25 protein-coding genes are annotated in these 26,398 nt (G+C 60.2%); 6 read left to right on the top strand and 19 right to left on the bottom strand.

All coding sequences use genetic code 11. From position 1 onward, the window contains the following. The first annotated feature begins 15 nt into the window (after positions 1–15). From PMI34_RS09445 to coq7, 3 genes are all read left to right on the top strand, one after another. The gene (locus PMI34_RS09445) at positions 16–804 is read left to right on the top strand and encodes an SDR family NAD(P)-dependent oxidoreductase (protein WP_032829767.1); all 789 of its coding nucleotides are present in this window, start codon (positions 16–18) and stop codon (positions 802–804) included. Between the two features lie 80 nt (positions 805–884). After that, positions 885–1,223 carry a histidine triad nucleotide-binding protein gene (locus PMI34_RS09450; RefSeq protein WP_007986008.1) on the top strand — a complete coding sequence of 113 codons (339 nt, stop codon included), beginning with the start codon at positions 885–887 and terminating at the stop codon, positions 1,221–1,223. A gap of 148 nt (positions 1,224–1,371) precedes the next feature. Beyond that, positions 1,372–2,019: a 2-polyprenyl-3-methyl-6-methoxy-1,4-benzoquinone monooxygenase gene (gene coq7 / locus PMI34_RS09455; protein ID WP_008051652.1), complete on the top strand. Its 648-nt coding sequence runs from the start codon at positions 1,372–1,374 to the stop codon at positions 2,017–2,019. 179 nt (positions 2,020–2,198) lie between these two features. On the opposite strand, the gene speD is transcribed toward coq7, so the two are convergent. Together speD and PMI34_RS09465 are read right to left on the bottom strand one after the other, a co-directional pair. Then, positions 2,199–2,990 (bottom strand): adenosylmethionine decarboxylase, encoded by a 792-nt coding sequence (speD, locus tag PMI34_RS09460; RefSeq protein ID WP_007986012.1) that lies wholly within the window; start codon positions 2,988–2,990, stop codon positions 2,199–2,201. Positions 2,991–3,229: 239 nt separating this feature from the next. After that, on the bottom strand, positions 3,230–3,652 hold the full coding sequence (locus tag PMI34_RS09465) for an OsmC family protein (protein ID WP_007941657.1): 423 nt from the start codon (positions 3,650–3,652) through the stop codon (positions 3,230–3,232). Between the two features lie 228 nt (positions 3,653–3,880). Between PMI34_RS09465 and crp the strand changes: the two genes are divergently transcribed. Beyond that, positions 3,881–4,525: a cAMP-activated global transcriptional regulator CRP gene (gene crp, locus PMI34_RS09470; protein WP_008051651.1), complete on the top strand. Its 645-nt coding sequence runs from the start codon at positions 3,881–3,883 to the stop codon at positions 4,523–4,525. Positions 4,526–4,535: 10 nt separating this feature from the next. Here the strand turns inward: crp and PMI34_RS09475 are convergent, their stop codons facing one another. The 4 genes from PMI34_RS09475 to PMI34_RS09490 all read right to left on the bottom strand — a co-directional run bounded on the left by PMI34_RS09475 (position 4,536) and on the right by PMI34_RS09490 (position 7,822). Continuing rightward, entirely contained in the window at positions 4,536–5,237 is a 702-nt protein-coding gene (locus PMI34_RS09475) for a lipoate--protein ligase family protein (RefSeq protein WP_008051649.1), read from the bottom strand. 99 nt (positions 5,238–5,336) lie between these two features. Continuing rightward, the gene (trpC, locus tag PMI34_RS09480) at positions 5,337–6,173 is read right to left on the bottom strand and encodes an indole-3-glycerol phosphate synthase TrpC (protein ID WP_008051647.1); all 837 of its coding nucleotides are present in this window, start codon (positions 6,171–6,173) and stop codon (positions 5,337–5,339) included. Next, complete coding sequence (gene trpD, locus PMI34_RS09485) at positions 6,170–7,219, bottom strand: anthranilate phosphoribosyltransferase (protein ID WP_008051646.1); 1,050 nt, start codon at positions 7,217–7,219, stop codon at positions 6,170–6,172. The genes trpC and trpD overlap by 4 nt, the downstream gene beginning before the upstream one ends. 9 nt (positions 7,220–7,228) lie before the next feature. Beyond that, positions 7,229–7,822 (bottom strand): aminodeoxychorismate/anthranilate synthase component II, encoded by a 594-nt coding sequence (locus PMI34_RS09490; protein ID WP_007906885.1) that lies wholly within the window; start codon positions 7,820–7,822, stop codon positions 7,229–7,231. Between the two features lie 408 nt (positions 7,823–8,230). On the opposite strand from PMI34_RS09490, the gene estP reads away from it, so the two are divergent. Further along, positions 8,231–10,141, top strand: coding sequence for an esterase EstP (gene estP, locus PMI34_RS09495; protein ID WP_008051645.1), 1,911 nt, complete (start codon positions 8,231–8,233; stop codon positions 10,139–10,141). 168 nt (positions 10,142–10,309) lie between these two features. Here estP and trpE read toward each other — a convergent pair whose 3' ends face one another. The 10 genes from trpE to PMI34_RS09545 all read right to left on the bottom strand — a co-directional run bounded on the left by trpE (position 10,310) and on the right by PMI34_RS09545 (position 22,714). Further along, a complete protein-coding gene (gene trpE / locus PMI34_RS09500) occupies positions 10,310–11,791 on the bottom strand; it encodes an anthranilate synthase component I (RefSeq protein WP_008051644.1) in 1,482 nt (493 codons plus the stop codon). A 70-nt stretch (positions 11,792–11,861) separates the two neighbouring features. After that, positions 11,862–12,680 carry a phosphoglycolate phosphatase gene (locus PMI34_RS09505; protein ID WP_008051643.1) on the bottom strand — a complete coding sequence of 273 codons (819 nt, stop codon included), beginning with the start codon at positions 12,678–12,680 and terminating at the stop codon, positions 11,862–11,864. Next, positions 12,677–13,351: a ribulose-phosphate 3-epimerase gene (gene rpe / locus PMI34_RS09510; RefSeq protein ID WP_008051642.1), complete on the bottom strand. Its 675-nt coding sequence runs from the start codon at positions 13,349–13,351 to the stop codon at positions 12,677–12,679. Before rpe ends, PMI34_RS09505 begins: the two co-directional genes overlap by 4 nt. Positions 13,352–13,466: 115 nt before the next feature. After that, a complete protein-coding gene (locus tag PMI34_RS09515) occupies positions 13,467–14,615 on the bottom strand; it encodes an iron-containing alcohol dehydrogenase (protein WP_008051641.1) in 1,149 nt (382 codons plus the stop codon). Between the two features lie 214 nt (positions 14,616–14,829). Then, positions 14,830–15,654, bottom strand: a complete 825-nt coding sequence (locus tag PMI34_RS09520) for an ABC transporter permease (RefSeq protein WP_007980200.1) — start codon at positions 15,652–15,654, stop codon at positions 14,830–14,832. Between the two features lie 12 nt (positions 15,655–15,666). Next, positions 15,667–16,914 carry an ABC transporter permease gene (locus PMI34_RS09525; protein ID WP_007980201.1) on the bottom strand — a complete coding sequence of 416 codons (1,248 nt, stop codon included), beginning with the start codon at positions 16,912–16,914 and terminating at the stop codon, positions 15,667–15,669. 182 nt (positions 16,915–17,096) lie between these two features. Continuing rightward, a complete protein-coding gene (locus PMI34_RS09530; RefSeq protein WP_008051640.1) occupies positions 17,097–18,140 on the bottom strand; it encodes a polyamine ABC transporter substrate-binding protein in 1,044 nt (347 codons plus the stop codon). Between the two features lie 48 nt (positions 18,141–18,188). Next, positions 18,189–19,313: an ABC transporter ATP-binding protein gene (locus tag PMI34_RS09535; RefSeq protein ID WP_008051639.1), complete on the bottom strand. Its 1,125-nt coding sequence runs from the start codon at positions 19,311–19,313 to the stop codon at positions 18,189–18,191. 360 nt (positions 19,314–19,673) lie between these two features. After that, a complete protein-coding gene (locus PMI34_RS09540; protein WP_008051638.1) occupies positions 19,674–20,303 on the bottom strand; it encodes a response regulator in 630 nt (209 codons plus the stop codon). A 14-nt stretch (positions 20,304–20,317) separates the two neighbouring features. Next, positions 20,318–22,714, bottom strand: coding sequence for a PAS domain-containing sensor histidine kinase (locus PMI34_RS09545; RefSeq protein ID WP_008051637.1), 2,397 nt, complete (start codon positions 22,712–22,714; stop codon positions 20,318–20,320). Positions 22,715–22,787: 73 nt separating this feature from the next. Here PMI34_RS09545 and PMI34_RS09550 point away from each other — a divergent pair, with 73 nt between their 5' ends. After that, complete coding sequence (locus tag PMI34_RS09550) at positions 22,788–23,777, top strand: alpha/beta hydrolase family protein (RefSeq protein WP_008051636.1); 990 nt, start codon at positions 22,788–22,790, stop codon at positions 23,775–23,777. 138 nt (positions 23,778–23,915) lie between these two features. Here PMI34_RS09550 and PMI34_RS09555 read toward each other — a convergent pair whose 3' ends face one another. From PMI34_RS09555 to PMI34_RS09565, 3 genes are read right to left on the bottom strand one after another with little or no spacing between them, the layout of a single operon-like run. Next, positions 23,916–24,683: a TerB family tellurite resistance protein gene (locus PMI34_RS09555; protein WP_008051633.1), complete on the bottom strand. Its 768-nt coding sequence runs from the start codon at positions 24,681–24,683 to the stop codon at positions 23,916–23,918. A gap of 1 nt (position 24,684) precedes the next feature. After that, on the bottom strand, positions 24,685–25,356 hold the full coding sequence (gene murU / locus PMI34_RS09560) for an N-acetylmuramate alpha-1-phosphate uridylyltransferase MurU (protein ID WP_008051631.1): 672 nt from the start codon (positions 25,354–25,356) through the stop codon (positions 24,685–24,687). Next, the gene (locus PMI34_RS09565; RefSeq protein ID WP_008051629.1) at positions 25,353–26,372 is read right to left on the bottom strand and encodes an aminoglycoside phosphotransferase family protein; all 1,020 of its coding nucleotides are present in this window, start codon (positions 26,370–26,372) and stop codon (positions 25,353–25,355) included. The genes murU and PMI34_RS09565 overlap by 4 nt, the downstream gene beginning before the upstream one ends. Positions 26,373–26,398: the final 26 nt, after the last annotated feature.

Genomic DNA, 26,398 nt, shown 5'->3' with positions numbered 1-26,398 from the left:
GCGATGGAGAACTGCATGACCCGTTACGCTCTGATCACTGGCGCCTCCAGCGGCATCGGCCTGGCAATGGCCGAAGCGCTGGCCCGGCGCGGCCGCAGCCTGATTCTGGTGGCCCGACAACGTGATCAGCTGGAAAGTATTGCGATTGAACTGACCCAGAGGTTTGGCGTTGAGGTGTTGTTCCGTGCCTGTGACCTGGGCGAACCGCTGCGCCTCTCCGGGTTCCTGCTGGAGCTGGAAGAAGGCGACCGGCAGATCGATCTGCTGGTCAACTGCGCCGGTATCGGTACATGCGGCCCGTTTCTGGCTCAGGACTGGATGACCGAGCAAGACCTGATCGAAGTGAACATCCTCGCCCTCACCCGCCTGTGCCATGCCATCGGCAACAGCATGGCCCTGCAAGGCGGCGGGCAGATTCTGAATGTGGCCTCGGTGGCGGCGTTTCAACCGGGGCCGTGGATGAGCACCTATTACGCCAGCAAGGCGTATGTGCTGCACTTTTCCGAAGGATTGCGCGTCGAGCTGAAAAAATGTGCGATCAAGGTTTCGGTGCTCTGCCCCGGGCCGACCCGCACGGCGTTTTTCCGTACCGCGCAACTCGACAGCGAAAAACTGACCAACAGCAAACTGCTGATGAGCCCTGAGGAAGTGGCGCTCTACACCGTGCGCGCACTGGAAAAGAATAAAGCGATCATTATTCCCGGGCGCCGCAACCGCTGGTTCGCCTTCCTGCCGAGGCTCGGCTCGCGGTGGCTGACTCGCACAATCGCCGGCATGGTCAACAAGGCCTACTGCCCGCGCTGATCCAACCCAAGGTAAAAGACTGGGCGCTGGCATACGCCATGAGTACACTCAGGCCAGCCCAAACAACGGAGAAAACAGCTGTGGATACTCTGTTCACCAAGATCATCAACCGGGAAATCCCGGCGAAGATCATTTACGAGGACGACCAGGTACTGGCCTTCCACGACATTGCCCCACAGGCACCGGTACATTTCCTGGTGGTCCCGAAAAAACCGGTTCGCACCTTGAACGACCTGACCGAGGACGACAAGGCACTGGCCGGGCACATCCTGTTCACTGCCCAACGCCTGGCACTGGAGTTGGGCTGTGAAAAAGGCTTCCGCGTCGTCATGAACTGCAATGAAGAAGGCGGACAAACCGTCTACCACATTCATATGCACGTGCTGGGTCAGCGCCAGATGCACTGGCCGCCGGGCTGATTGCAGCCCCCCCTTGTGGGATCGCCGCACCGCCGCTCCCACAAGGGCATCACAACACTGTCACAGCCTCTGCATCACAATGACCCAGCGCAAACCTTCCCCGGCCGATTGGGTTAAACTGGCCACCGAAATTCCCCCGGAGGTCAGCATGACTACCCAACGTCACTACTCGCCGATTGACCGACTTCTGCTGCAAGCCGATGCCGCGATGCGCACCCTGCTGCCCTTCAGCGGCCAGCCGTACCGTCCGTCGCCTGCCATCGTGCAGCCGGATGCGAAAATGAGCGACGAAGACACGCGCCACGTTGCCGGCCTGATGCGCATCAACCATACGGGAGAAGTCTGCGCCCAGGCGCTTTACCAGGGACAGGCGCTGACCGCCAAGCTGCCGCAAGTGCGCGCTGCGATGGAACATGCCGCCGAAGAAGAAATCGATCACCTGGTCTGGTGCGAACAACGCATCCATCAACTGGGCAGCCACACCAGCATCCTCAATCCGCTGTTCTATGGCATGTCGTTCGGGATTGGCGCAGTGGCCGGCCTGATCAGCGACAAAGTCAGCCTGGGGTTCGTGGCGGCAACGGAAGACCAGGTGTGCAAACACCTGAACGAGCATCTGGAGCAATTGCCGGCCGAGGACGAAAAATCCCGGGCGATTCTTGAGCAGATGCGCATCGATGAAGAACAGCATGCCGAAAGTGCGCTGGATGCTGGCGGGTTCCGCTTTCCGGCACCGGTGAAGTTCGGGATGAGCCTGATGGCCAAGGTGATGACCAAGAGTACTTATCGGATCTGATTTCCAGTTCGGCTGACAGGCCCCCTTCGCGGGCAAGCCAGCTCCCACAATGGTTCGGTGTGCGGCAGCCCAATGTGGGAGCGGGCTTGCTCGCGAACAGCATCACTCGACCTCCCTGACTGACAGCAATAAAAAAGGCGACTACCGCAAGGGAGTCGCCTTTTTTGTGTTCGAGAGTCTTACGCCATATTGCGCGCGTAGAAGATTTCGAGCATTTCGTGCTTCACCCGCTCGGTCACCTGGGCGCGTTGCTCAGAGGACAGGTTGCTGGTGGCGTCGCCGAACAGGTAATTATCCAGCTCGAAGTTCTTGAGCAGCATCTTGGTGTGGAACAGGTTTTCCTGGTACACGTTCACGTCGGTCATCTGGTACGCGTCGTAAGTGTCGTCGGACAGGTAGTTCTGGATCGAATTGATCTCGTGGTCGATGAAGTGCTTTTTGCCTTCAACATCACGGGTGAAGCCGCGCACACGGTAGTCCACGGTCACGATGTCCGAATCGAACTGGTGAATCAGGAAGTTGAGCGCTTTAAGCGGTGAAATGACCCCGCAAGTCGACACGTCGATGTCCACACGGAAGGTTGCAATACCACTGACCGGATGGATTTCCGGGTAGGTGTGCACCGTGATGTGGCTCTTGTCGAGGTGGGCCAGAATGATTTCGGGCAGCGGGCCGGGGGACTCTTCGATCTGACTGTCGGTCGGGGTTACCGGTTCTTCCGAGATCAGGATCGTAACGCTGGCGCCCTGCGGCTCATAGTCCTGACTGGCAATGTTCAGGATGTTGGCACCAATGATATCGACAACTTCCGTGAGGATCTGCGTCAGGCGCTTCGCGTTGTACTCTTTATTGATGTACTCGACGTAAGCCTGCTGGTCTTGCGGGGTTTCCGCGTAGCAGATGTCATAGATGTTGAAGCTCAAGGTCTTTGTCAGGTTATTGAACCCGTGGAGCTTGAGTTTGCTTTTCACCGTTAAAAACTCTCTATGTGCTTGCGGCCCGGCCGCGTGATCAAGCATGCCCGTCAGATGCGAACAACGCACCTGCGTAGGACGGTTAACACCTCTTCGCGATGGCGATTTTGGTTGTCTGTTCGGGTGCGAGGCCTGTCGGCTGACGGGCCACTACCCTGAAAAAAGTGGCGCATTATGCAGACGTCAGCTTGTGTTCGCCAGAGTCTGCACTGCTTTTATGATAGTTGAATGTCGATTCAACCGAGCTCGATGATCTCGTAGTCGTGGGTAATCGCCACGCCAGCCGCGCCGAGCATGATCGAAGCCGAGCAATACTTCTCGGCAGACAGCTCGATGGCGCGTTTAACCTGGGCTTCTTTCAAGCCGCGGCCCTTGACCACAAAGTGCATGTGGATCTTGGTGAACACCTTTGGATCTTCAGTCGCACGCTCGGCTTCGAGGAAGGCTTCACAGCTTTCAACCGCCTGGCGGGACTTCTTGAGGATGCTGACCACATCGAAATTGCTGCAACCGCCGACACCCAGCAGCAGCATTTCCATCGGCCGGACACCCAGGTTACGTCCGCCGGCATCGGGCGGACCGTCCATGACCACGACATGACCGCTACCGGACTCGCCGAGGAACATGGCTTCGCCAGCCCATTGGATGCGTGCCTTCATCGCCAAGACTCCACTGTATAAAAAAGGGTCGCCAGCTTAACACAGGCCCCGTGATTGACAGCGCCCGGCGTCCTGGGACATATCCCACCGCCTTGTAGGTAAATGCTCGAATATTGCTGGAAGTGTCTGTTAAGCTGACGCCAATTCTATGGCGCATAGCCAGCTTTACTCCAGCGTTCACTATTTATAAAAACCAAACATACCGTGCAGTTTTTTCGGGATACAACCATGGTTGCTATTGCCCCCAACTCCAAGATCAAGAACCTCGACAAGCTGTTGATGCATTGCCAGCGCCGCCGTTATCAGGCCAAGAGCAACATCATTTGTGCCGGCGACCGCTCTGAAACGCTGTTTTTCATCATCAAAGGCTCAGTCACCATCCTGATTGAAGATGACGACGGCCGGGAAATGATCATTTCCTACCTTAACGCCGGGGACTTTTTCGGTGAGTTAGGCCTGTTTGAGCAAGCCGGCCTGGAGCAGGAGCGCAGCGCCTGGGTGCGGGCCAAGGTTGAATGCGAAGTCGCGGAAATCAGCTACGCAAAATTCCGTGAGTTGTCCCTGCAGGATCCGGACATTCTTTACGTGCTCAGCGGACAAATCGCACAGCGCCTGCGCAACACCACGCGCAAGGTCGGTGACCTGGCATTCTTTGATGTAACCGGTCGAGTCGCGCGCTGCCTGCTGGAGTTGTGCAAACAGCCAGACGCAATGACTCACCCCGATGGCATGCAAATCAAGGTGACCCGCCAGGAAATCGGGCGGATTGTCGGTTGTTCCAGGGAGATGGTCGGTCGCGTGCTCAAGGATCTGGAAGAACGCAACCTGGTGGACGTCAAAGGCAAGACCATGGTGGTCTTCGGTACGCGCTAAGCTCGAAAACCTAGCCGCTGAACATCTGCGCCAGCATCAGCCGGTAGAGTTCGTCAAGGCGCGCCAGTGCATCGGGTGCGGCGAACTTCTCATGCAGCGCGATGTGGCTTTCGGCGCGTACTCGTTGCTCCAGACCACAGGCCTCGTTAAAGCGATTGACCGCGGCGACCATCGACGCTCGGTCGTTATCGATCAGCATCGCTCCGTGCACCAGTCCTACCGGACGCTGTCCACCCTGGCTCTGGCGCCAGCGCTGGGCGGTGCCGACCATCTTGCGACCATCAAGATTGACGTTGAAGCGACCATCGCAGAACGCACCGTCGATTTCGCCAAGGGACGACGAACCACCCAATTCATCCAGCAACTGGCAGATGGGGTCGCAGAGGCGCCGGTAACCGGTTTCGATGCGGTTCAAATCACCTTCGCTGCGCAGTGGCGCGTAAACCAGGGCGATATTGATCGTTGTGGCGGATTGTGGAACCGGTTCGCCGCCGGTATCGCGCAGCAGCACCGGCCAACCTGCCGCCGCCGAGACTGCACAGGCAGCCTCGAAACCCGGCAAGCGATTCAAGCGGCGCGGCATGACCAATGCCTGATCACCCGGCTGCCAGAACAGCAGGCCGAACTCCGCGTCGCCGGCGCAGACCGAGGCCAACAGATCTTGTTCGGCTTGCAGGCCGGCTTCGATGGTCAGGGAGGTTGGCAGCGACATGGAAGGCTCCGACAGACCTGAGGTCTCTAGGGGATTTGCGGGCCTCTTCGCGGGCAAGCCCGCTCCCACAGTGGAAGCGGTTTGCCTGTGAAGATGTGTTTAGTCGAGGGTCGAGCCGCTGACAGGCACACCGCGCTCAGGGAAGAACAGACGCTGCAACTCGGTACCCGGGCTTTCGGCGCGCATGAACGCCTCGCCGACCAGGAATGCGTAGACGTCGCTGATTTCCATCAGTTCGACATCGGCGCGGTTGAGAATGCCGCTCTCGGTGATGACCAGTCGATCGCGCGGAATACGCGGCAACAGGTCGAGGGTGGTTTCCAGGCTGACATCGAAGGTATGCAGGTTGCGGTTGTTGATGCCGACCAGCGGGGTATCGAGGGTTTTCAACGCCCGCTCCAGTTCGTCGCCGTCGTGGACTTCCACCAGCACATCGAGGTTGACGCTTTTGGCCACGGCTGCCAGTTCGGCCATTTTCACGTCATCCAGCGCGGAAACGATCAGCAGCACGCAGTCGGCGCCCAGAGCCCGGGCTTCAACGATCTGGTATGGATCGATCATGAAGTCCTTGCGGATCACCGGCAGCTGGCAAGCCGCACGGGCCTGTTGCAGATAGGCGTCAGCGCCCTGGAAATAATCGATATCGGTGAGTACCGACAGGCAGGTCGCGCCGCCCTTCTCGTAGCTTCTGGCGATGTCGGCGGGAACGAAGTTCTCGCGGATCACGCCTTTGCTCGGCGAAGCTTTCTTGATTTCGGCAATGACTGCCGGTTGCTTCAGCTTGGCCTGATCCAGCAAGGCCTTGGCAAAACCACGGGGTGCATCGGCCGTCTTGGCCAGATTTTCCAGCTCGGCGAGGCTGACACGAGCGCTACGCTCGGCGACTTCTTCGACCTTGCGCGCCAGAATCTTTTCCAGAACCGTCGGTACACTCATCCCTCATTCTCCACTTTGAATACCGCGGTAAATGCACCCAGTTCCTCAAGCTTTTCTCGAGCGAGGCCGGTATGCAGCGCATCGTGCGCCAAGGCAACGCCTTCTTTCAGGCTGCTGGCATGGTCGGCCGCGTACAGTGCGGCACCGGCATTGAGCATGATCATCTCGGCCGCTTTCTGACCGTTTTCGGTCTTGCGCTTGCCCAGGGCATCGCGAATCAGTTCCAGGGAAGCCGCCGGGCTATCCACGGCCAGGCCATGCAGGCTCTGGCTCTTCATGCCCAGGTCTTCCGGCTCGACCCAATACTCGGTGACCTGGCCGTCCTTCAGTTCAGCGACAAAGGTCGGCGCGGCCAGGCTGAACTCGTCCAGGCCATCCTTCGAATGCACCACCAGCACATGCTTGCTGCCCAGACGTTGCAACACTTCCGCCAGCGGCCGGCACAAGGCCTGGGTAAATACGCCTACCACCTGATGCTTCACGCCAGCCGGATTCGTAAGCGGGCCGAGCATGTTGAACAAAGTACGCAGGCCCAGATCCCGACGCGGGCCGGCTGCGTATTTCATCGCACTGTGGTGAGTCTGGGCAAACATGAAACCAATACCAACGTTGTCAATGCAGCGCGCCACTTGCACCGGCGTCAGGTTCAGGTAGATACCGGCCGCCTCCAGCAGGTCGGCACTGCCGCTCTTGCCCGAGACTGCACGGTTGCCATGCTTGGCCACCGTGCAGCCAGCAGCGGAAACCACGAACGCAGCAGCGGTCGACACGTTGAAGATATTGGCGCCGTCGCCGCCGGTGCCCACCACATCGACTACACCGTCGAGGGTCTTGAGCTCGACCTTGTCCGCCAGTTCGCGCATCACCGACACCGCACCGACGATTTCGTCGATGCTTTCGCTCTTCATGCGCATGGCCATCATGAACGCGCCAATCTGCGCATCCGAGCATTGCCCGGTCATGATCTCGCGCATCACATCGCGCATTTCATCGGTGCTGAGGTCGAGGTGATCGACGATACGGCTCAGGGCTGTCTTGATGTTCATGAAAAGTCCTTAGCGCGTGCCGCCGGTTTGTTTGAGGAAGTTGGCGAACAGTTCGTGGCCCTGTTCAGTGAGGATCGACTCAGGGTGGAACTGAACGCCTTCGATGTTCAGAGTCTTGTGACGCAGGCCCATGATCTCGTCGACCGAGCCATCTTCAAGCTGGGTCCAGGCGGTCAGCTCCAGGCAATCGGGCAAGGTTTCGCGCTTGACGATCAATGAATGATAGCGGGTCACCGTCAGCGGACGATTCAAGCCTTCGAATACACCCTTGTCCTCGTGGAATACCGGGCTAGTCTTACCGTGCATCACTTGACGGGCGCGCACCACATCACCGCCAAAGGCCTGGCCGATGGACTGGTGGCCGAGGCAGACGCCAAGAATCGGCAGTTTGCCGGCGAAATGCTTGATCGCTTCAATCGAAATGCCGGCTTCGGTCGGGGTGCAAGGACCGGGGGACACAACGATGCGCTCAGGGTTGAGGGCTTCGATTTCAGCGATGGTCAATTCATCGTTGCGCACGACCTTGACCTGGGAGCCGAGCTCGCCCAGGTACTGCACAACGTTGTAGGTAAAGGAGTCGTAGTTATCGATCATCAGCAACATGGCGTTAAGAACCTCTTGAATTCACTGACTTTAAAGATGGCCTTCGAATGATTTACCCGCAAAGCGCTGCGCTTTGTCAGGTGCCGGTGTAGCGCCAGCAAAGCGGCATTTCAAACAGGTAAAGAAGGCAAAGCGATACAGGTCCGGCGAGGCCGGCAAAAGAATTCAGGCGCGCCAACGCCAGCGGGCGTGTGCCTTGATGACTTGATCCAGGAGTTTACTGATGATCAACACGGGGAAGGTCTCGTTCGTACGTCCCGGCACAGTAACTTAGCTGGGCAGAGCGCGCAATATCGCCGGGGGTGCTGCCCGCGAAACTATCAAAGGCTTCGCGACAGATGGCAAAAGGCCGGAAGTTTTTGGTACTGTCGTTTCGTTCACTAAAACAATAAATAAACGGACTTGCTCATGATCAAACAGACGTTGTTTGTACCGCTCGCAGGATGCTTGCTCGCGATGGCATGCGCCCAGGCGAACGCCGCACCTAATCCTTATACAAGTTTCATTGTCTTCGGGGACAGCCTCAACGATGCAGGGACCTTTGCCGACACGGGCGGGCCTGCCGGGGCGACACAGCGCTTCACCAACCGGACGGGGCCGGTGTACCTGGATGGCAGCGGCGAAGTCCGCTCGCTCAACTCTACGCAGATCCTCGGTGGAAAACTGGGGTTCTCGGCGGACCAGACGGCATCCTCTGCTTCAGCAGTTCGCGCCAGCGAAGGCTTGCCTGATGGTAACAACTGGGCTGTAGGCGGCTATCGTACCGACCAGATTCTTGATTCGATTACCAGCATCTCCGCCACCGGAGAACGCACCCGGGCCGGTTATCTTCCGTCCAATAACTTCCGTGCCGACCCGAATGCACTGTATTACCTGTCCGGTGGTGGTAACGACTTCCTGCAAGGTCGTGTCACCAGCCTGCCCCAGGCCAGTGCCGCCGCCGATCGCCTGGCCGACAGCGTGCAGACGCTGCAAACCGCCGGCGCCAGATACGTCATGGTCTGGTTGCTGCCCGATATCGGCTTTACCCCGGCGTTCAACGGCACCCCGCTGCAAGCGTTCACGTCCCAACTCAGCGCCCAGTTCAACACTGAACTGGTAAGCCGACTGCAAAACATCAATGCCGAAGTCATCCCGCTGAACATTCCGGTACTGCTCAAAGAGACGTTCGCCAACCCGGCACAGTTTGGCCTGGCCACCGACCAGAACCTCATCACCACCTGCTTCAGCGGCAACGGTTGCACCGAGAACGCCCGCTACGGCATCAACAGCGCGACGCCGGACCCGACCAGGCTGATCTACAACGACTCGGTGCACCCCACCGAAGCCGGGCAGCGCCTGATTGCCGATTACGCCTACTCCCTGCTGGCGGCGCCATGGGAGCTGACCTTGCTGCCGGAAATGGCCCAGGGCACCGTGCGCGCGCATCAGGATGAATTGCGCAACCAGTGGCTGGCCGATTGGGAAAACTGGCAAGGCGTCGGCCAATGGCGAGCCATTGTTTCCGGCGGCGGACAGCATCAGGACTTTGACGGCCAGGACAGCGTGGCAAGCGCCGACGGTAACGGAGCCAACCTGAACATCGGTGGCAGCTATCGTCTCGATGACGCCTGGCGTGTTGGCCTGGTGGCCGGTTTCTACAACCAGAAACTCGAAGCCGGCAACAACGACTCCGACTACAAGCTCAACACTTACCTGGGCACGGCATTCGCCCAGTACCAGCAAAACCGTGTGTGGGCCGACGCGGCGTTGACGGCCGGGCATCTGGATTACGACAGCCTCAAGCGTAAATTCCAGCTGGGCGTCAACGAACGCGGCGAAAAAGGCGATACCAGCGGCTACGTCGAAGCCTTCAGCGCACGCGTGGGTTACGACATTGCGCAACAAGCCAGCAGCCCCTGGCACCTGTCGCCGTTTGTCAGCGCCGACTTCTCCAAGGTGCAAGTCGATGGTTACTCGGAGGACGGCAACAACTCCACGGCGCTGACCTTCGCCGATCAGGAGCGTATTTCCCGGCGCCTGGGCGCTGGCCTGCTGGGCAAATACCAGATCACCCCGCAAACCCAGGTTTTCGGCGAAGCGGCAATCGAGCGCGAGTACAACGACGATACCCAGGACGTGGACATCAACCTCAACAGCCTGCCAAACAACCAGTTCACGCTGGAAGGCTACACCCCGCAAAGTCACTTGCAACGTGTGAACCTGGGGGTGAGCCACAACCTCACCAAGGACCTGGCACTGCGTGCCAGCTACAATATCCGCAAGGACGATGACTTCACCCAACAGGGCATCAACCTGGGCGTTGCGCTGGACTTCTGATGTGCAGCCAATAAAAAACGCGGCGCCCTCACAGGCGCCGCGTTTTTTATGGTGGTGTAGCCCTTGTGGGAGCGAGCTTGCTCGCGATTGCGGTGGGTCAGACAACATCAATGTGGCAGTGATGGCCCCATCGCGAGCAAGCTCGCTCCCACTGGGCTTTGCGTGAACTCAGGTGTTCGGGGTTTGTTCGGCCAAGGCCACGGCGCGGAACATCGCGCGGCGCTTGTTCAGGGTTTCTTCCCATTCCAGCGCCGGCACCGAGTCGGCGACGATGCCGCCACCGGCCTGCACATGCAGTTCGCCGTTCTTGATCACCGCCGTGCGGATCGCAATGGCGGTGTCCATGTTGCCGTTCCAGGCGAAGTAACCGACCGCACCGCCGTAGACGCCACGCTTGACCGGTTCCAGTTCGTCGATGATTTCCATCGCGCGAATCTTCGGCGCACCGGACAAGGTGCCCGCCGGCAGAATCGCCCGCAGTGCGTCCATGGCCGTCAGCCCGGCTTTCAGTTGCCCGGTGACGTTGGACACAATGTGCATCACGTTGGAGTAACGCTCGATGACCATCTTCTCGGTGAGCTTCACCGAACCGATTTCCGAAACTCGACCGGTGTCGTTACGACCCAGGTCGATCAGCATCAAGTGTTCGGCGATTTCCTTGTCGTCCGACAGCAGGTCTTTTTCCAGCGCCAGGTCAGCCTCTTCGTTGGCGCCCCGTGGACGGGTACCTGCAATCGGGCGCACAGTGATCAGGTTGTCTTCGACCCGCACCAGTACTTCCGGCGAACTGCCGACGACGTGGAAGTCGCCGAAGTTGAAGAAGTACATGTAAGGCGTCGGGTTGAAGCAGCGCAGCGCGCGGTACAGATCGATGGGTGCCGCCTTGAAGTCGATCGACATGCGCTGGGACGGCACGACCTGCATGCAATCACCGGCCAGGATGTATTCCTTGATGGTGTCGACGGCTTTTTCGTAGTCGCTCTGGGTGAAGCTGGAGCGGAACACCGGGTCAGCCGATTGTTGCTTGCTGAAGTCCAGGCCGCGGCGTGGGGTGATCGGCTGGCGGAGTTTTTCCAGCAGCTCTTCCAGGCGCGCGCGACCTTGTTCGAAGGCGTCTTCCTGCGCCGGGTCGGCCAGGACGATGGCGTGCATCTTGCCAGCCAGGTTATCGAACACCACCACGGCGTCGGACACCATCAGCAGAATGTCCGGTACGCCCAGCGGGTCCGGATTCGGGCATTTGCCCAGGCGCTTCTCGACATAACGCACGCAGTCATAGCCGAAGTAACCCACCAGGCCGCCGTTGAAACGCGGCAGGCCGGCAATGGTCGGCACGTTGTAGCGCGCCTTGAAGGCTTCGACGAAGGCCAGCGGGTCTTCCACGTCGTGGCTCTCGGTCTCTACGCCATCGACGGTCACGCTGACGTGATGATCGTGAACCCGCAGCACGGTGCGGCACGGCAGGCCGATGATCGAGTAACGGCCCCATTTCTCGCCGCCCTGTACGGACTCCAGCAAGTAGGAGTTGGGCTCGTCGGCCAGCTTCAGATAGATCGACAGCGGCGTGTCGAAGTCGGCCAGGGTTTCGCAGGCAAGCGGGATGCGGTTGTAGCCGGCAGCGGCCAAACGCAGGAATTCTTCGCGGATCATGAGGTGCCTCGTGGCTTGAGGGTCGAACAGTCAGGTATGCAAACGCGCCGGATAACCGGCCAGAATCAAGTCAGGCGCGCCAACGCCAGCGGGCCAGGGCCTTGATGACTTTCATCCAGAGTTTGCGAGTGACCACCACGATGGCGTTTCCAGAAGGGGGTTTGACAGCGTCGGCCAACGTTATCTCAGCGGCTGGATCCAGGCAACCGGGAATTAGTTTGCGCAGGTCGTCGATCACCATTGCCGGCGATTCTTCCGCGATCGGCCGACCGTGGTTATAGCCGTAGCTCAGGGCCACGCACTTGACCCCCGCCGCTTTCGCCGCCAGCACATCGCTGCGCGAATCGCCGACAAACAACGACTGCGAAGCCGGAATGTTGGCCATTTTCATCACGAAAAACAGCGCGGCCGGGTCGGGTTTTTTCTGTGGCAGGGTGTCGCCGCCGATGATCCAGCGGAAATAACGGCCGATTTTCATCTGGTCCAGCAGCGGCGCGACGAAACGCTCCGGCTTGTTGGTGATCAGCGCCATCTCGACGCCCTGCTTTTTCAGCCATTTGAGGGTGTCGCGCACGCCGGGATAAACCACGGTCAACTCATGGCTCTCGCCATAAGCCTGCATGAAATACTCCAGCGCCTGTTCGGCCTCGTGGTTATCGACCGCCGAATGATCGATAGCGCCAGCCAGCGCACGACGCACCAGCACCGGCGCGCCGTTGCCGACCCATTCGCGTACCGCGTCCAGACCGGCGGGCTTGCGACCGAGTTTGAGCAGCATCTTGTCCACAGCCACTGCCAGGTCCGGGACAGAGTCGATCAAGGTACCGTCCAGGTCGAACATCACCAGCCGCGGCAGTTGCCCCGGGAACAACTGCTCAAAGCCGCTCATGGGCGAGCCAGCGCCAGTTCGGAACGCATCTGCTCGATGACTTCCTGATAGTTCGGCGCATTGAAGATGGCCGAGCCGGCGACGAAGGTGTCAGCGCCTGCCGCCGCGATTTCGCGAATGTTGTTCACGTTCACGCCGCCGTCGATTTCCAGGCGAATGTCACGGCCCGACGCATCGATCAACGCCCGCGCTTCGCGCAGCTTGTCGAGGGTGCTGGGGATGAACTTCTGCCCGCCGAACCCTGGATTGACGCTCATCAGCAGGATCATGTCGACCTTGTCCATCACGTGCTTGAGCACGTCCAGCGGGGTCGCCGGGTTGAACACCAGGCCCGACTTGCAGCCGCCTTCGCGGATCAGTTGCAGGGAACGATCGACATGCTGCGTGGCTTCCGGGTGGAAGGTAATGTAGGTCGCGCCGGCTTCAATGAAGTCGCCAACGATGCGGTCCACCGGGCTGACCATCAGGTGCGCGTCGATCGGCGCGGTCACGCCATACTTGCGCAGCGCCGCGCAGACCATCGGGCCGATGGTCAGGTTTGGTACGTAGTGGTTGTCCATGACATCGAAGTGCACGAAGTCGGCGCCGGCGGCCAGGACGTTGTCCACTTCTTCACCCAGGCGGGCGAAGTCGGCGGAGAGAATCGACGGAGCAATTACGAAGGGCTGCATGACGCACCTTTTCTGAGCAGAATCACGATGGCGCGCATTGTATACCTCATGCTTTGACGCGCGCACCGTGAGCGCGATGATTGGACCTTGCCATCATCCATCAACGGCAGAGCCTCTAGTACGCCGCGCGATAGATCTTCTCGATATCGACGGCACTCAACTTGCGCGGGTTATTGCGCATCAGGCGCTCGATCCCCGCCGCTTCCACGGCCATGGACGCAATGGCGTCCTCAGGTACACCGAAACTGCGCAGGCCCTGGGGAATTTCCACGGCGGCACACAGCTCGGTCATGGCTTGCACGGCTTTGTCGGCCGCTTCGTTGACACTCAGATGAGCGGTCTTCACGCCCATGGCCTCGGCGATATCCTGCATGCGTTCGATGCAGGCCATCTTGTTCCAGGTCATGACATGGGGCAGTAGCAAAGCATTACTGACGCCATGGGCAATGTTGAAGCGCCCGCCCAGCGGATACGCCAACGCATGCACCGCGCCGACCCCGGCATTGCCGAACGCCATGCCGGCCATCAGGCTGGCAGTGGCCATGTCTTCCCGGGCTTGCAGGTTCGACGGGTTGGCGTAGGCCTTGGGCAAAGCCTTGGCGATCAACTTGATGGCGCCGATGGCCAGGGCATCGGTAATCGGCGAGGCGTTGACCGACAGATAGGACTCGATGGCATGCACCAGCGCATCGACGCCGCTGGCCGCCGTGACGCCGCGCGGACAGGTCAGGGTCATTTGCGGACTGACCAGCGCCACATCGGGCAACAGATAGTCGCTGACAATGCCCTTCTTCAGTTGCGCGACCTTGTCGGAAAGGATAGCGACGTTGGTCACTTCCGAACCGGTGCCAGCGGTGGTCGGGATGGCGATCAGCGGCGGGCCTTTGCGCGGGACCTGATCGATACCGAACAGATCCTCCAGCGCACCGTGGTACCCGGCGTAGGCCGCCACGCTCTTGGCAATGTCGATTGCACTGCCGCCGCCGAGGCCAATCAAGCCGTCATGCCCGCCGTCGCGATAGACCTGCATGCAATCTTCGACGATGGCGATTTCAGGGTCCGGCAACACCCTGTCGAAAATCTCGTAACTGCGTTCGCCCAACTGCGCCAGTGCCAGTTCTACCGTGCCGGACTTGACCAGAGCGGCGTCGGTGACGATCAGCGGGTTGTCGATGTCCAGACGTGTCAGCTCGGCGGCCAGTTGCTCGATGGCACCTGCGCCGGTGATCAGTTTGTGAGCGATTTTGAAAGAGGAAAGACTCATGTGCGCAGCCTCTTATAGGTAGGGGAGCTGGGCACAATAGTAGCTGGGGATTTGGGGTTGGCTGGTATTCAGGCGGTGAATGAACTAATGGTCCACTGGAAGCCCCTGTGGGAGCGGGCTTGCTCGCGAAGGCGGTGTGTCATTCAACTAATACATCAGCTGACACTCCGCTTTCGCGAGCAAGCCCGCTCCCACATTTTTACCGGGTTCGGCTTCAGACCTGCGCAGTACGCAGTTTCTCGCTACGCCCACGTAGCCATTCCAGGGTCAGCAGCAGGATCACCGAGAAAGCAATCAGCAGCGTCGCGGCGGCGGCGATGGTCGGGCTGAGGTTTTCGCGGATGCCGCTGAACATCTGCCGTGGCAGGGTCGCTTGTTCAGGGCCGGCGAGGAACAGCGTCACCACCACCTCATCGAACGACGTCGCGAAGGCAAACAGCGCCCCGGAGATCACGCCCGGTGCAATCAGCGGCAAGGTCACACGGCGGAACGTGGTCAGTGGCGAAGCACCCAGGCTCGCAGCAGCCCGCACCAGGTTGTGATTGAACCCCTGCAAGGTCGCCGACACGGTAATGATCACGAACGGCACACCCAATACCGCATGCACCACGATCAGCGAGAAGAAGCTGTTACCCAATCCCAGTGGAGCAAAGAACAGGTAACTGGCCACACCAATGATCACCACCGGCACCACCATCGGTGAAATCACCAGCGCCATCACCAGCGCCTTGCCGGGGAAGTCGCCCCGGGTCAGGCCGATCGCCGCCAATGTACCGAAGACCATCGCCAGCACCGTGGCCGCCGGGGCGACGATGATGCTGTTCTTCAGGGCGCGCATCCACTCCGCCGAGGCGAAGAAGTCGTGATACCACTGCAGCGAGAAGCCCTGCAGCGGGTACACCAGGAAGCTGCCGGAGTTGAACGACAGCGGAATGATCACCAGCACCGGCAGGATCAGGAACAACAGAATCAAGCCGCAGAGAATCCGCAAGCTGTAGAACCACACCCGTTCGATGGGCGACATGTAAGGACTCAGCATTTCGTTCTCCCCTTAGCTCAGGCGCAGGCGGCTTGCGCCTACCAGCCAGCTGTAAATCAGATAAAGCACGACCGTCGCGAGCAACAGCAGCCCACCGAGTGCGGTCGCCATGCCCCAGTTGATGCTGGTGTTGGTGTAGAAGGCGACAAAGTAGCTGACCATCTGATCGTTCGGGCTGCCCAGCAACGCCGGGGTGATGTAGTAGCCGATGGCGAGGATGAACACCAACAGGCAACCGGCGCCGACGCCGGCATAGGTCTGCGGGAAGTACACCCGCCAGAAGCTGGCGAACGGATGGCAGCCGAGGGAAATCGCGGCGCGCATGTAGGTCGGCGAGATGCCTTTCATAACGCTGTAGATCGGCAGGATCATGAACGGCAGCAGGATGTGCACCATGGAGATGTAGACACCGACGCGGTTGAACACCAGCTCGATCGGCTTATCGATGATCCCCATGGCCATCAGACCGCTGTTGATCAGGCCACCCGATTGCAGCAACACGATCCACGCCGCGACGCGTACCAGGATCGAGGTCCAGAACGGCAACAGCACCAGAATCATCAGCAGGTTGCTCTGACGCGACGGCAGGTTCGCCAGCAGGTAAGCCAGGGGATACGCCAGCACCAGGCAGATCACGGTGATGATCAGACCCATCCAGAAGGTGCGGGCGAAGATGTCGAGGTAGATCGCCTGATCCGGAGTGGCCGGAGCGATTTCGCCGAGGTCGTCGATGCGATGATCGACAGCCGCCAACAGGTAATACGGGGTGATGCTGCTGGTGTTGCGACGCACCGCTTGCCAGTAGGCCGGGTCGCCCCAACGCTCATCGAGGCCTTCCAGCGCTTCTTTATAAGAAGCCGGCTCAGTGGCGAGCGGCAAGGCGCGGGCGGTTTTGGTCAGCAGGCTGCGGTAGCCGGCCAGTTCCATGTTCAGGCGCTTGGACAGATCGCCCAGGGTCTGATTCTTGCGAGCCTCGGCGAGGTCTTCGGCCGCTGCTTTATAAACCGGTTCAGCGGGCAGGCCGCGGCCGTCCCAACTGGCGATGGCGGTCACGGTGCGCGGCATGCCGCCGACCACTTCCGGATTGCCAACGCTTTTGTAGAGCAGCGCCACGATCGGCACCAGGAACACCAGCAACAGAAACAGCACCAGCGGCGCGATCAACGCCTGGGCTTTCCAGCGGTTGACCCGCTCGGCGTGCTTGAGCCGCTGCTTCAAGGTGGGGCTGGTGCCCTCGTTCAGGGGAACGGCGATAGCCATGACGTACTCCGGGAATCTTTGATCGTTACAGAGGCAGAGAACCACCTCTGTTGTGTTGAAACACCGCAACCTGTGGGAGCGAGCTTGCTCGCGATGAGGCCATCACATTCAACATCTATGTTGATTGACCCACTGCTTTCGCGAGCAAGCTCGCTCCTACAGCGTAAGCCCGCGGTGCGGTCTTACTTGGCAGCCCAGGCGTTGAAGCGCTGTTCCAGTTGCTCGCCGTTGTCAGCCCAGAAGCTGACGTCGATCTGCACCTGGTTGGCGATGTTTTCCGGGGTGGTCGGCATGTCTTTCAGGACATCCTTGGACAGCAAGGGTACGGCCTGGGTGTTGGCCGGGCCGTAGGCGATGTTTTCCGAGTAGGTCTTCTGTTGCTGTGGCTGTACCGAGTAGGCGATGAATTTCTTCGCAGCTTCGGCGCGTTTGGCATCCAGACCTTTTGGAATGGCCCATGCGTCGAAGTCGTAGATGCCGCCGTTCCACACCACTTTCAGGTTGCTTTCTTTCTGCACGGCAGCGATCCGGCCGTTGTAGGCCGAGCTCATGACCACGTCACCGGAAGCGAGGTATTGCGGCGGTTGTGCGCCGGCTTCCCACCACTGGATGTTCGGCTTGAGTTCATCGAGCTTCTTGAACGCGCGGTCCTGACCGTCCTTGCCGGCCAGCACCTTGTAGACGTCTTTCGGTGCAACGCCGTCGGCCATCAGTGCGAATTCCAGGGTGTACTTGGCGCCCTTACGAAGGCCACGCTTGCCCGGGAACTGCTTGGTGTCCCAGAAATCCACCCAACTGGTCGGTGCGCTTTTCAGTTTGTCGGCGTTGTAGGCCAGCACGGTCGACCACACGAAGAAACCCACGCCGCAAGGCTGAATAGCGCCCTTGACGTAGTCTTCGGTCTTGCCGAACAACTTCGGATCAAGCTGCTCGAACATGTCCTCGTCGCAACCACGGGACAGCTCCGGCGATTCAACCTCTACCAGATCCCAGGACACGCTCTTGGTATCGACCATGGCCTTGACCTTGGCCATTTCGCCGTTGTACTCGCCGGCCACGATCTTGCCATTGCCTGCCGCTTCCCACGGTGCGTAGAAGGCTTTGACCTGAGCCGCCTTGTTCGCGCCACCAAAGGACACCACGGTCAGGTCCGGGCCGGCCGCCATTGCGTGTGCCGCGCCCATCATGCCCAGTGCCAAAGCGGTGAATTTCAGGGATCTCAACATTTATTGTTCTCTCCACGTGCAGGGTTGGTGTTGGTATTGCCGGGGCGATCAGTTCGCCTCTAGAAGGGGATCGAGTGCACGAACGTGCTCGACCTGCCAGCCAAGCGGTACCACGTCGCCGACGGCGAGCGAGGGATCAAGCTCGGCAATCGGCTGTTTCACGAAGAAGTCAGTCTTGCCGCAGACTTCCATGCGAACCCGGACGTGGTCGCCCAGATAGATGAATTCCTCGACTCGCCCGGAGAAGCGGTTTACGCATTGGTCGCTGGAGCCATTGAGGCTCACTCGCTCTGGACGAATGGACAGGGTCACCGGCTCACCGGTCTGGCCGACGTTGACCGCCAGGGCCTCCACCTTTTCGCCGCGTCCGAGCTCGACAATGCAACGGTCGCCGGTTTGGCTGTGCAGGCGGCCATTAAGTCGGTTGTTCTCGCCGATGAAGTTGGCGACGAAGGTGTTCTTCGGCTCTTCGTAGAGGGTGCGCGGTGGCGCGATCTGCTGGATTTCGCCCTGGTGGAAAACCGCCACACGGTCGGACATGGTCAAGGCTTCGCCCTGATCGTGGGTCACGTAGACCACGGTGACGCCCAGGCGCTGGTGCAGATGCTTGATCTCCATCTGCATGTGTTCACGCAGTTGTTTGTCGAGTGCGCCAAGAGGTTCGTCCATCAGCACCAGTTGCGGCTCGAACACCAGCGCCCGGGCCAATGCCACACGCTGTTGCTGGCCGCCGGAGAGCTGCGCCGGGTAACGCTGGGCGAAGGCATCGAGCTGGACCATGCTCAGCACGCGCTTGACCCGGGCACTGACGTCGCTCTTGTTCATTCCACGCACGGTCAGCGGGAATGCCAGGTTCTCGGCCACCGTCATGTGCGGGAACAGTGCGTAGTTCTGGAACACCATGCCGATGTCGCGCTTGTGCGGCGGCACGTTGTTGATGGCACGCCCGGCCAACAGGATTTCGCCCGCGGTCGGCGTTTCGAAACCGGCGAGCATCATCAGGCTGGTGGTCTTGCCGGAGCCGGACGGCCCGAGCAACGTGAGGAATTCGCCTTTGCGAATGTCCAGGTTGAGGTCCTTGACGATCAGGTTCTCGCCGTCGTAGCTCTTCTGCACTCCACGAAAGCTGACCAGAACATCATTGGCCCCTGCGCTTGAATCGACCTGGCTCATACCCACACCTTTGTTATTGATGACTGCTGTGGGACTAAGCCTAGTGGACGCCGGGGACCGCGCAAATCGGGGTGCAAGAGAGATTGGCCTCAGCCGGATGGAAGGCTGGGGGTAGGGATTGCCCTACAAGGATGGCGCGTTTTGGCAAACGCAGTGGCAAGGGGTCAGCTACAAGCCACAAGTAACGGTATAAGCGGCTCGTCAGGCACGTCGCTATTGGATATGCGCACGGTTCAACGACTGATGGAGAACCCTGTGGGAGCGAGCTTGCTCGCGATAGCGGACTGTCAGTCGACATCAGTATTGACTGATAGGGCCTCATCGCGAGCAAGCTCGCTCCCACAGGTACAGCGGTGTGCTTTAGAGGAGCTTGTGTTCCATCGCGTACTTCACCAGTTCCGCCAGCGAAGTGATGTTGAGCTTTTGCATCAGTCGCGCCTTGTGGGTGCTGATGGTCTTGCTGCTCAGCGCCAGTTGCTGGGCGATGTCATTGACGTTGGCGCCCTGGGCCAGGCGTTCGAACACTGAAAATTCGCGCTCGGAGAGCAGCGAGTGCAATGGCCGTGAGTCGGTAAGACCGACCTCGAAAACCATGCGGTCGGCCAGTTCCGGGTCGATATAACGCCCGCCTGACGCCACTTTGCGAATGGCCGTCAGCAACAGCGCCGGGTCGCTGTCCTTGGTCGCATAACCCGCAGCGCCCACCTTCAACGCCCGGGCGGCCATTTGCGCTTCATCGTGCATCGACAGCACCAGGATCGCCGGTGGATTGTTCAAGGCGCGAATCCGCGGAATCGCTTCCAGGCCGTTGACGCCCGGCATGGAGATGTCCAGCAACACCACTTCGCAGGGCACATGACGCAAGGTGTCGAGCAACTGCTCGCCATTGCTCGCCTCCCCCACCACCAGCAAGTCCTTGGCCAGGCCAATCAACTGCTTGATGCCTTCGCGGACAATGGTGTGGTCCTCGGCTACCAGTACACGGATCACGTTCTTCTCCAGATTCAAGATCTATCGAGCGGTACTCGCACGCTTAGGGAGGTGCCTTCACCCGGCTCACTCTCAAGGGATAACTCACCGCCCATAATCAACACCCGCTCACGCATTCCGACGATCCCAAAGGATGTTGGCCTGCCAGGCGCGGCGACAAATCCTACTCCATCATCGCTGACCGTCAGACACAACTCATCGCCTTCAAGGGTCAGTGTCAGTTCAACAGTATGCGCCTGGGCGTGCCGCATGACATTGGTCAGCGCCTCCTGAAGGATTCGAAACAGGCCGATTGCCTTCGCATCGCTGAGCACAGGCAAATTGTCCGGCACCTGCACCAGACACGGGATCTGCGTACGCGCCTCGAATCGTCGGGCCTGCCATTCGATGGCCGAGGCAATGCCGGCATCGAGAATCGGCGGGCGCAATGCGGTCGCCACGTCGCGAACCAATTGGAACAGTTGAGCGATCAGGCGCTTCATGCTGCCAAGGCGCTCGTTCAGGCCCGGATCAAGTTGCGCGTAGGCCAGTTCGCACATCGACGTTTCCAGCTTCAACACGGTCAGCATCTGACCCAACTCGTCGTGAACTTCCCGGGCAATGCGCGCTTTTTCTTCTTCGCGCACGCTTTCCAGATGCGCGGACAACTCACGCAGCTGCTCCCGAGAGCTGGCCAGTTCAAGTTCGATGCGCTTGCTTTCGCTGATGTCCCAGACGATCCCGTCCCAGACATAGGCGCCGTCTTCCAGCCGACGGGTGATGGCCTTGATTTCCGCCCAGCGCTGCTCGCCCTGACGCGTAAGAATTCGCCCCTGCCACGACCAGTCGCTGTCGGTATCCAGCGCATGATCCTGGGTCTGGTGATAGCTGGCCTTGTCATCCGGATGCACGAGACTGCGCAGGCCTTTATCGCGATGCGCCAGCGTGGCCGGCGAGTAACCCACCAGGCTTTCGCTGCCTTCGCTGATGTAGGCAAAGTCGATTTGACCGGTCACCGGCGCCCGCTCCAACCGGAAAACCAGTCCCGGAACGTTGGCGGCGATGCCTTGCAGCCGCGCTTCGCTTTCCTGCAAGGCCGCCAGAGCACGGCGCCGCTCGGTGACATCGTTGAGGTAAACCACCAGGTATTCGCCATCACGAAAGCGCAGGAAACTCAACGAGACATCGGCCGGCAGGATGCTGCCATCGGCCCTCACGCAATTGGATTCGAAGCTTTGCGGGCCGTCTTCACTGGCCCTGGCGCGCTTCCACAGGTTCAGCCAACGGTCCATGTGCAGGCCAGGCTCGAAATCGATCAGGGGCCGATCAATGATCCCGCCAGGCGGATAGCCCAGCATGCTTTCCGCCGCACGGTTGGCGTAGCGCACATGGCTGTCCCAGTTGACCCAGAGGATACCGACGGTGCTCTGGTCGATGGAGAACTGAGTGAGGCGCAAGGCCTCTTCGCTGGCGGCGCGCAAGGCGATGTCTTCCTGCGCGGCCAACAGGCGCTGCTCCAGGTTGTGCTGCTGGCGACGCTGCCAGACCACGATGGCCATGCAGCTCAACGCCAGCACGGCCAGCAGCAGGCAGAGGTTTTGCCAAAACCCCGGAGACTCGGTGAGCCGCGGATATTTGGGTTGCAGCCATTGATTGTGCAGTTGCTCCAGATCCTTGGCCGGGATCGCCCGCAATGCACTTTCGACGATGCCCGCCAGTTCCGGCTTGTCGCGGAGCGTGGCCACCCGCAGCAGCTGCGGCAGGCCGACGTCCCCCACCACCACCAGCCCGGCGAACTCCGACTCGACCGACAAGCGTCCCAGTTGCGCCTCATCGATCACCGCATAAGTCGCCTGTTGGCCGACCAATAATTGCAATGCCTGGCGCTCCATCGGTACGCCTTGCAGATTCAGGTGCGGGTAGTTGCCGCGCAGGTAATCGGCGATGGCACTGGGCATGCGCACGGCGACGCGGGTCTGGCTGTCGAGCTTTTCCAGCTCGACCGCGCCGGCGCTTTTCTGGTCGCTGACCACCAATTGCGGCACCCGCATGTAAGGGTCGGAAAACTGCCAGAGGCGCAGCCCGCCTGGGGTCTGGGTCAACCCCGGAGCGATGTCGATTTCGCCTTCGCGGGCCGCGGCTTCCAATTGTTCAAGGTCGGGGAAATTGCGCCAGCTCAGTTCGACATTGAGGTTTTTTGCCAGCCACTTCATCAACTCGACGTTCACCCCGGACAGGCGCTGCAAGCGGCGATCGTATTGCGCATAGGGCGCCTGCAACACCAGGCCGACCCGCAACTCGCCCTGCTGCGCCAGCCAGTACTGCTGTTTCGGGGAAAGCTGGGCAACAGGCGCCGCAGGCGCGGCCGCCGCCCAGCCCATCAAGGGAAGCCACAAACAGCCGATAACCCACAGGCAGCGAAAACGCATCATTGAACTCTCACACACTGACAAATACTGACCAACCCATTAGGCTGCCGGAACATCTTCTGGCCTGGAATATCCGATGCCCCCTGTCTACCGCCTGGCACTGCCAGCATTGTGCCTGTCGCTGATCCTGCCTTGCGCTTTTTCCGCCAAGGCGGCCGACCCGGCGCCTGCCGTGGAAGAAAAAACCGCCGAAGAAAAACCACTCGAACGTCAGCCGCTGCCTGAGCGTAGTCAGGAAGAAGCGACTGCACTTGAGCGAAAAATCCCGGCTCAGGAACAGCAACCACTGCAAGCAGGCACCGACACCTTTCTGGCCTTGTGGAAACCGGCCAATACCGCCGAACCCAAAGGCGCGGTGATTATCATCCCGGGCGCCGGTGAAACCGTTGACTGGCCGCAAGCCGTCGGCCCTTTGCGGCGCAAATTGCCGGATGCCGAGTGGAGCAGCCTGAGTATCACCTTGCCGGACCTGCAAAGCGATGCCATTGCGCCACGAATCGTGGAAGCGGCGCCGGCTCCCAAGGCCGCCGAAAACGCCAGCAAAGACTCAACCACCGCCGCCCCTATCGAACAGGTGGCCGGTGGCGAGGCCGATGTGGCCGACAAGCCCATTGCCGAAACCGCTGAGGAGCAGTCCAAGGCAGATGCCGAGCGCATCTTTGCCCGGATCGACGCCGCGATTGCGTTCGCCGAACAGCAAAGCGCCCGCAGTATCGTGGTATTGGGGCATGGTTCCGGCGCCTATTGGGCCGCGCGCTACCTGAGCGAAAAGCAGCCATCGCAGGTCGAGAAGCTGGTGATGGTTGCCGCCCGGACACCTGTGGCGACCACGCCCGGACTGGCCGAGCTGAGCCCTACCCTGAAACTGCCGACCGCTGATATTTTCTACAAGGACAAAGCTCTGGATCGCGACGCAGCACTGGAGCGCCTGCAGGCCAGCAAACGCCAGAAGTCATCGGCATTCAGCCAGGTCGCACTCAAGGCGTTGCCCGATACCAAGACCGAACAGGAGCAACTGTTCCGTCGGGTGCGGGGCTGGTTGAATCCGCAGCCTGCGACTGACTGACAGACTGTGTCGCCTTCATCGCGGGCAAGCCACGCTCCCACAGGTTTTATGTCGATCACGAAATTGCGGACGACATCAAACCTGTGGGAGCGAGCTTGCTCGCGATAGCGGTATCACTGGCGACGCAAGTTATCCGGGCTAGCGAAAATCCCGCCGCTCCCGAATCAGCGTGTAGGCATTATGCAGTTCACGCGTTCGCTCGGTGGCCTCACGCACCTGCATCGCCGTCGCGCCACTGCCGGCAATCTTGTCCGGATGATGGCGACTGAGCAGGCGCCGATAAGCACGCTTGATCTGCGCCGGTTCAGTGGTAGCCGACACCCCCAAAAGCCTCAACGCGTCCTGATAACTTGGTGCACTGTTGCCCAGTGGCCGTTTCTGCGGCTCATAGTCGTGGGCCAAAGCCTGCACCTGATGGGGCGTCCAGCCCAGCCACTTGCCCCATTGGCCAATCAATTGACGTTCACCGCTGCCGGCACGGCCATCGGCCCAGACCATTCGCCAGCAGGCGCGCAAAACACCTTCCGCCGCATGGGGCTGGGCACTCAGGCGACGCAGATAACCGCGCAGCCGGACACGGCCCGACTTGCCGCGATTGAACGCGGCAATCGCACGACGCCGGGCCGACTCGGACATGTCCAGCGAGCGCATTTCCGCCCGGGCCTGTTCGATGTGCCCGGACATCACCTGGCCGTCACACTTGGCCAGTCGCCCCAACAGAACAAACAGCAATTCATCGTTACGTAGCACCGGGCGACCGCCCAGTTTTTCCCGCAAGTGTCCCCAGCTTTGCAGGTGCAAGCGCCGATCCAGCGCCTGCCCCAACAACGCGCCGAGAATGGCCCCCGGAATGCTGGCTATGGCAAAGCCTGCTCCGGCTCCGATCAGAGTCCCTGGCCACAGCATGTCAGCGGCTCGCTTCTATTAATGTTTCAACTTCGGCCAGCCGCTCGTGAGTGCCGACATCGACCCAGTGTCCCCTCAACTGCTCGCCGGTCACCTGCCCGTCAGCCATGGCCCTGCGCAACAGCGGCGCGAGCTTGAAGGCCCCCGCGGTGCAACCGTCGAACAACTGCGGATGCAACACGGCGATGCCACTGTAGGTCAGGGTACCAACCTCTGACTGACCGTCGTGCACCAGCGTTTCGACCAGGCTGAAGTCCCCGGCCGGATGATGGGACGGGTTGCTGACCAGCACCAGGTGCGCCAGGCCGTTGATGGGCTGATGTAGCACGCTGAAGTCGTAATCGGTCCAGATGTCGCCGTTGACCACGACAAACGCTTCATCCCCCAGCAACGGCAACGCGCGAAAAATCCCGCCGCCGGTTTCCAGGGGCTCACCTTCGGCCGAGTACTGAATGCTCACGCCATAACGCGATCCATCGCCCAGATAGTCTTCGATCTGCTGACCGAGCCAGGCGTGATTGATCACGATGTCGGTGAACCCGGCAGCGGCCAGCGCTCGCAGGTGATACTCGATCAGCGGCACGCCGCCTGCACGAACCAGCGGCTTTGGCGTGGTCAGGGTCAGCGGGCGCATGCGCTCGCCTTTACCCGCGGCCAGAATCATTGCCTTCATGCTTTCACTCCGGCGCGCAGACTGGCCAGCAGCACATCCAGTTCGACCAGTTCAGGGCGGCGAGCGATCACCGCTTCTATGTACGCAAAGAAACGCGGCACATCACCCAGATAACGCGGTTTGCCGTCGCGATGGCAGATGCGCGCAAAAATGCCGATGACTTTCAGGTGACGTTGCACACCCATCAAGTCGCTGGCACGCAGGAAGTCCTCGAAGTCGGGCTGGACCGGAATCCCGAGGGACCCCGCTTGATGCCAGTAGCTTTCGAGCCAGCCGTGCACACGCTCCGCGGGCCAGCTGAGGAATGCGTCCTTGAACAGGCAGGTCACGTCGTAGGTCACCGGGCCATACACCGCATCCTGGAAATCCAGCACCCCGGGATTGGGCTCGCTGAGCATCAGGTTGCGCGGCATATAGTCGCGATGTACCAGGACTTTGGGCTGTGCCAGGGCGCTGTCGATCAACAGTTCGCTGACCTGCTGCCAGAGCACTTGTTGCGCCGCGTCGAATTCGACGCCCAGTTCGCGTTTCACGTACCACTCGGGGAACAGTTCCAGCTCACGACGCAGCAAGGCCACGTCATAGCTCGGCAGAGGCGCAACCATCGGCAACTGCTGGAAAGCCAGCAACGCTTGCAGTGCATCCTTGAACAAATCGTCGGCGTTTTCGCTGTCGATGACGTCCAGATAGGTCTTGTTGCCCAGGTCATTGAGCAAAAGAAAACCGCGCTCGAGGTCTTCGGCATAAATTTTCGGCACATTTATTCCGGATTTCGCCAGCAAAAAGGCGATATCCACGAAGGGTTTGCAGTTTTCCTGGGGCGGCGGCGCGTCCATCACGATGAAACTTTTGTCACCGCCTTCCCAGCGGAAATACCGCCGGAAACTCGCGTCGCTGCTGGCCGCAGTCAACGTGGCCGGGGGTACGACGCCCCAGCCCTGCTCGGCAAAAAGGGTCGTCAATTGTTGATCGAGCCAAACTTTCAGGTGTTGCAAGCGTACATCTTGATCAGGCATTACAAGGGTCTCCGACGGCGCTAGCC

Source organism: Pseudomonas sp. GM74, from assembly GCF_000282455.1.
Taxonomy (GTDB): Bacteria; Pseudomonadota; Gammaproteobacteria; order Pseudomonadales; family Pseudomonadaceae; genus Aquipseudomonas.
Note: the sequence above shows the minus strand (reverse complement) of the source record. Positions and strands in the feature narration are given on the sequence as shown.

Excerpts from the sequence above, each read along its gene's own strand:
- PMI34_RS09445 (WP_032829767.1), top strand. The coding sequence starts at position 16 with ATGACCCGTTACGCTCTGATCACTGGCGCCTCCAGCGGCATCGGCCTG.
- coq7 (WP_008051652.1), top strand. The coding sequence starts at position 1,372 with ATGACTACCCAACGTCACTACTCGCCGATTGACCGACTTCTGCTGCAA.
- PMI34_RS09465 (WP_007941657.1), bottom strand. The coding sequence starts at position 3,652 with ATGAAGGCACGCATCCAATGGGCTGGCGAAGCCATGTTCCTCGGCGAG.
- crp (WP_008051651.1), top strand. The coding sequence starts at position 3,881 with ATGGTTGCTATTGCCCCCAACTCCAAGATCAAGAACCTCGACAAGCTG.
- PMI34_RS09475 (WP_008051649.1), bottom strand. The coding sequence starts at position 5,237 with ATGTCGCTGCCAACCTCCCTGACCATCGAAGCCGGCCTGCAAGCCGAA.
- trpC (WP_008051647.1), bottom strand. The coding sequence starts at position 6,173 with ATGAGTGTACCGACGGTTCTGGAAAAGATTCTGGCGCGCAAGGTCGAA.
- trpD (WP_008051646.1), bottom strand. The coding sequence starts at position 7,219 with ATGAACATCAAGACAGCCCTGAGCCGTATCGTCGATCACCTCGACCTC.
- PMI34_RS09490 (WP_007906885.1), bottom strand. The coding sequence starts at position 7,822 with ATGTTGCTGATGATCGATAACTACGACTCCTTTACCTACAACGTTGTG.
- estP (WP_008051645.1), top strand. The coding sequence starts at position 8,231 with ATGATCAAACAGACGTTGTTTGTACCGCTCGCAGGATGCTTGCTCGCG.
- trpE (WP_008051644.1), bottom strand. The coding sequence starts at position 11,791 with ATGATCCGCGAAGAATTCCTGCGTTTGGCCGCTGCCGGCTACAACCGC.
- PMI34_RS09505 (WP_008051643.1), bottom strand. The coding sequence starts at position 12,680 with ATGAGCGGCTTTGAGCAGTTGTTCCCGGGGCAACTGCCGCGGCTGGTG.
- rpe (WP_008051642.1), bottom strand. The coding sequence starts at position 13,351 with ATGCAGCCCTTCGTAATTGCTCCGTCGATTCTCTCCGCCGACTTCGCC.
- PMI34_RS09515 (WP_008051641.1), bottom strand. The coding sequence starts at position 14,615 with ATGAGTCTTTCCTCTTTCAAAATCGCTCACAAACTGATCACCGGCGCA.
- PMI34_RS09520 (WP_007980200.1), bottom strand. The coding sequence starts at position 15,654 with ATGCTGAGTCCTTACATGTCGCCCATCGAACGGGTGTGGTTCTACAGC.
- PMI34_RS09525 (WP_007980201.1), bottom strand. The coding sequence starts at position 16,914 with ATGGCTATCGCCGTTCCCCTGAACGAGGGCACCAGCCCCACCTTGAAG.
- PMI34_RS09530 (WP_008051640.1), bottom strand. The coding sequence starts at position 18,140 with ATGTTGAGATCCCTGAAATTCACCGCTTTGGCACTGGGCATGATGGGC.
- PMI34_RS09535 (WP_008051639.1), bottom strand. The coding sequence starts at position 19,313 with ATGAGCCAGGTCGATTCAAGCGCAGGGGCCAATGATGTTCTGGTCAGC.
- PMI34_RS09545 (WP_008051637.1), bottom strand. The coding sequence starts at position 22,714 with ATGATGCGTTTTCGCTGCCTGTGGGTTATCGGCTGTTTGTGGCTTCCC.
- PMI34_RS09550 (WP_008051636.1), top strand. The coding sequence starts at position 22,788 with ATGCCCCCTGTCTACCGCCTGGCACTGCCAGCATTGTGCCTGTCGCTG.
- PMI34_RS09555 (WP_008051633.1), bottom strand. The coding sequence starts at position 24,683 with ATGCTGTGGCCAGGGACTCTGATCGGAGCCGGAGCAGGCTTTGCCATA.
- murU (WP_008051631.1), bottom strand. The coding sequence starts at position 25,356 with ATGAAGGCAATGATTCTGGCCGCGGGTAAAGGCGAGCGCATGCGCCCG.
- PMI34_RS09565 (WP_008051629.1), bottom strand. The coding sequence starts at position 26,372 with ATGCCTGATCAAGATGTACGCTTGCAACACCTGAAAGTTTGGCTCGAT.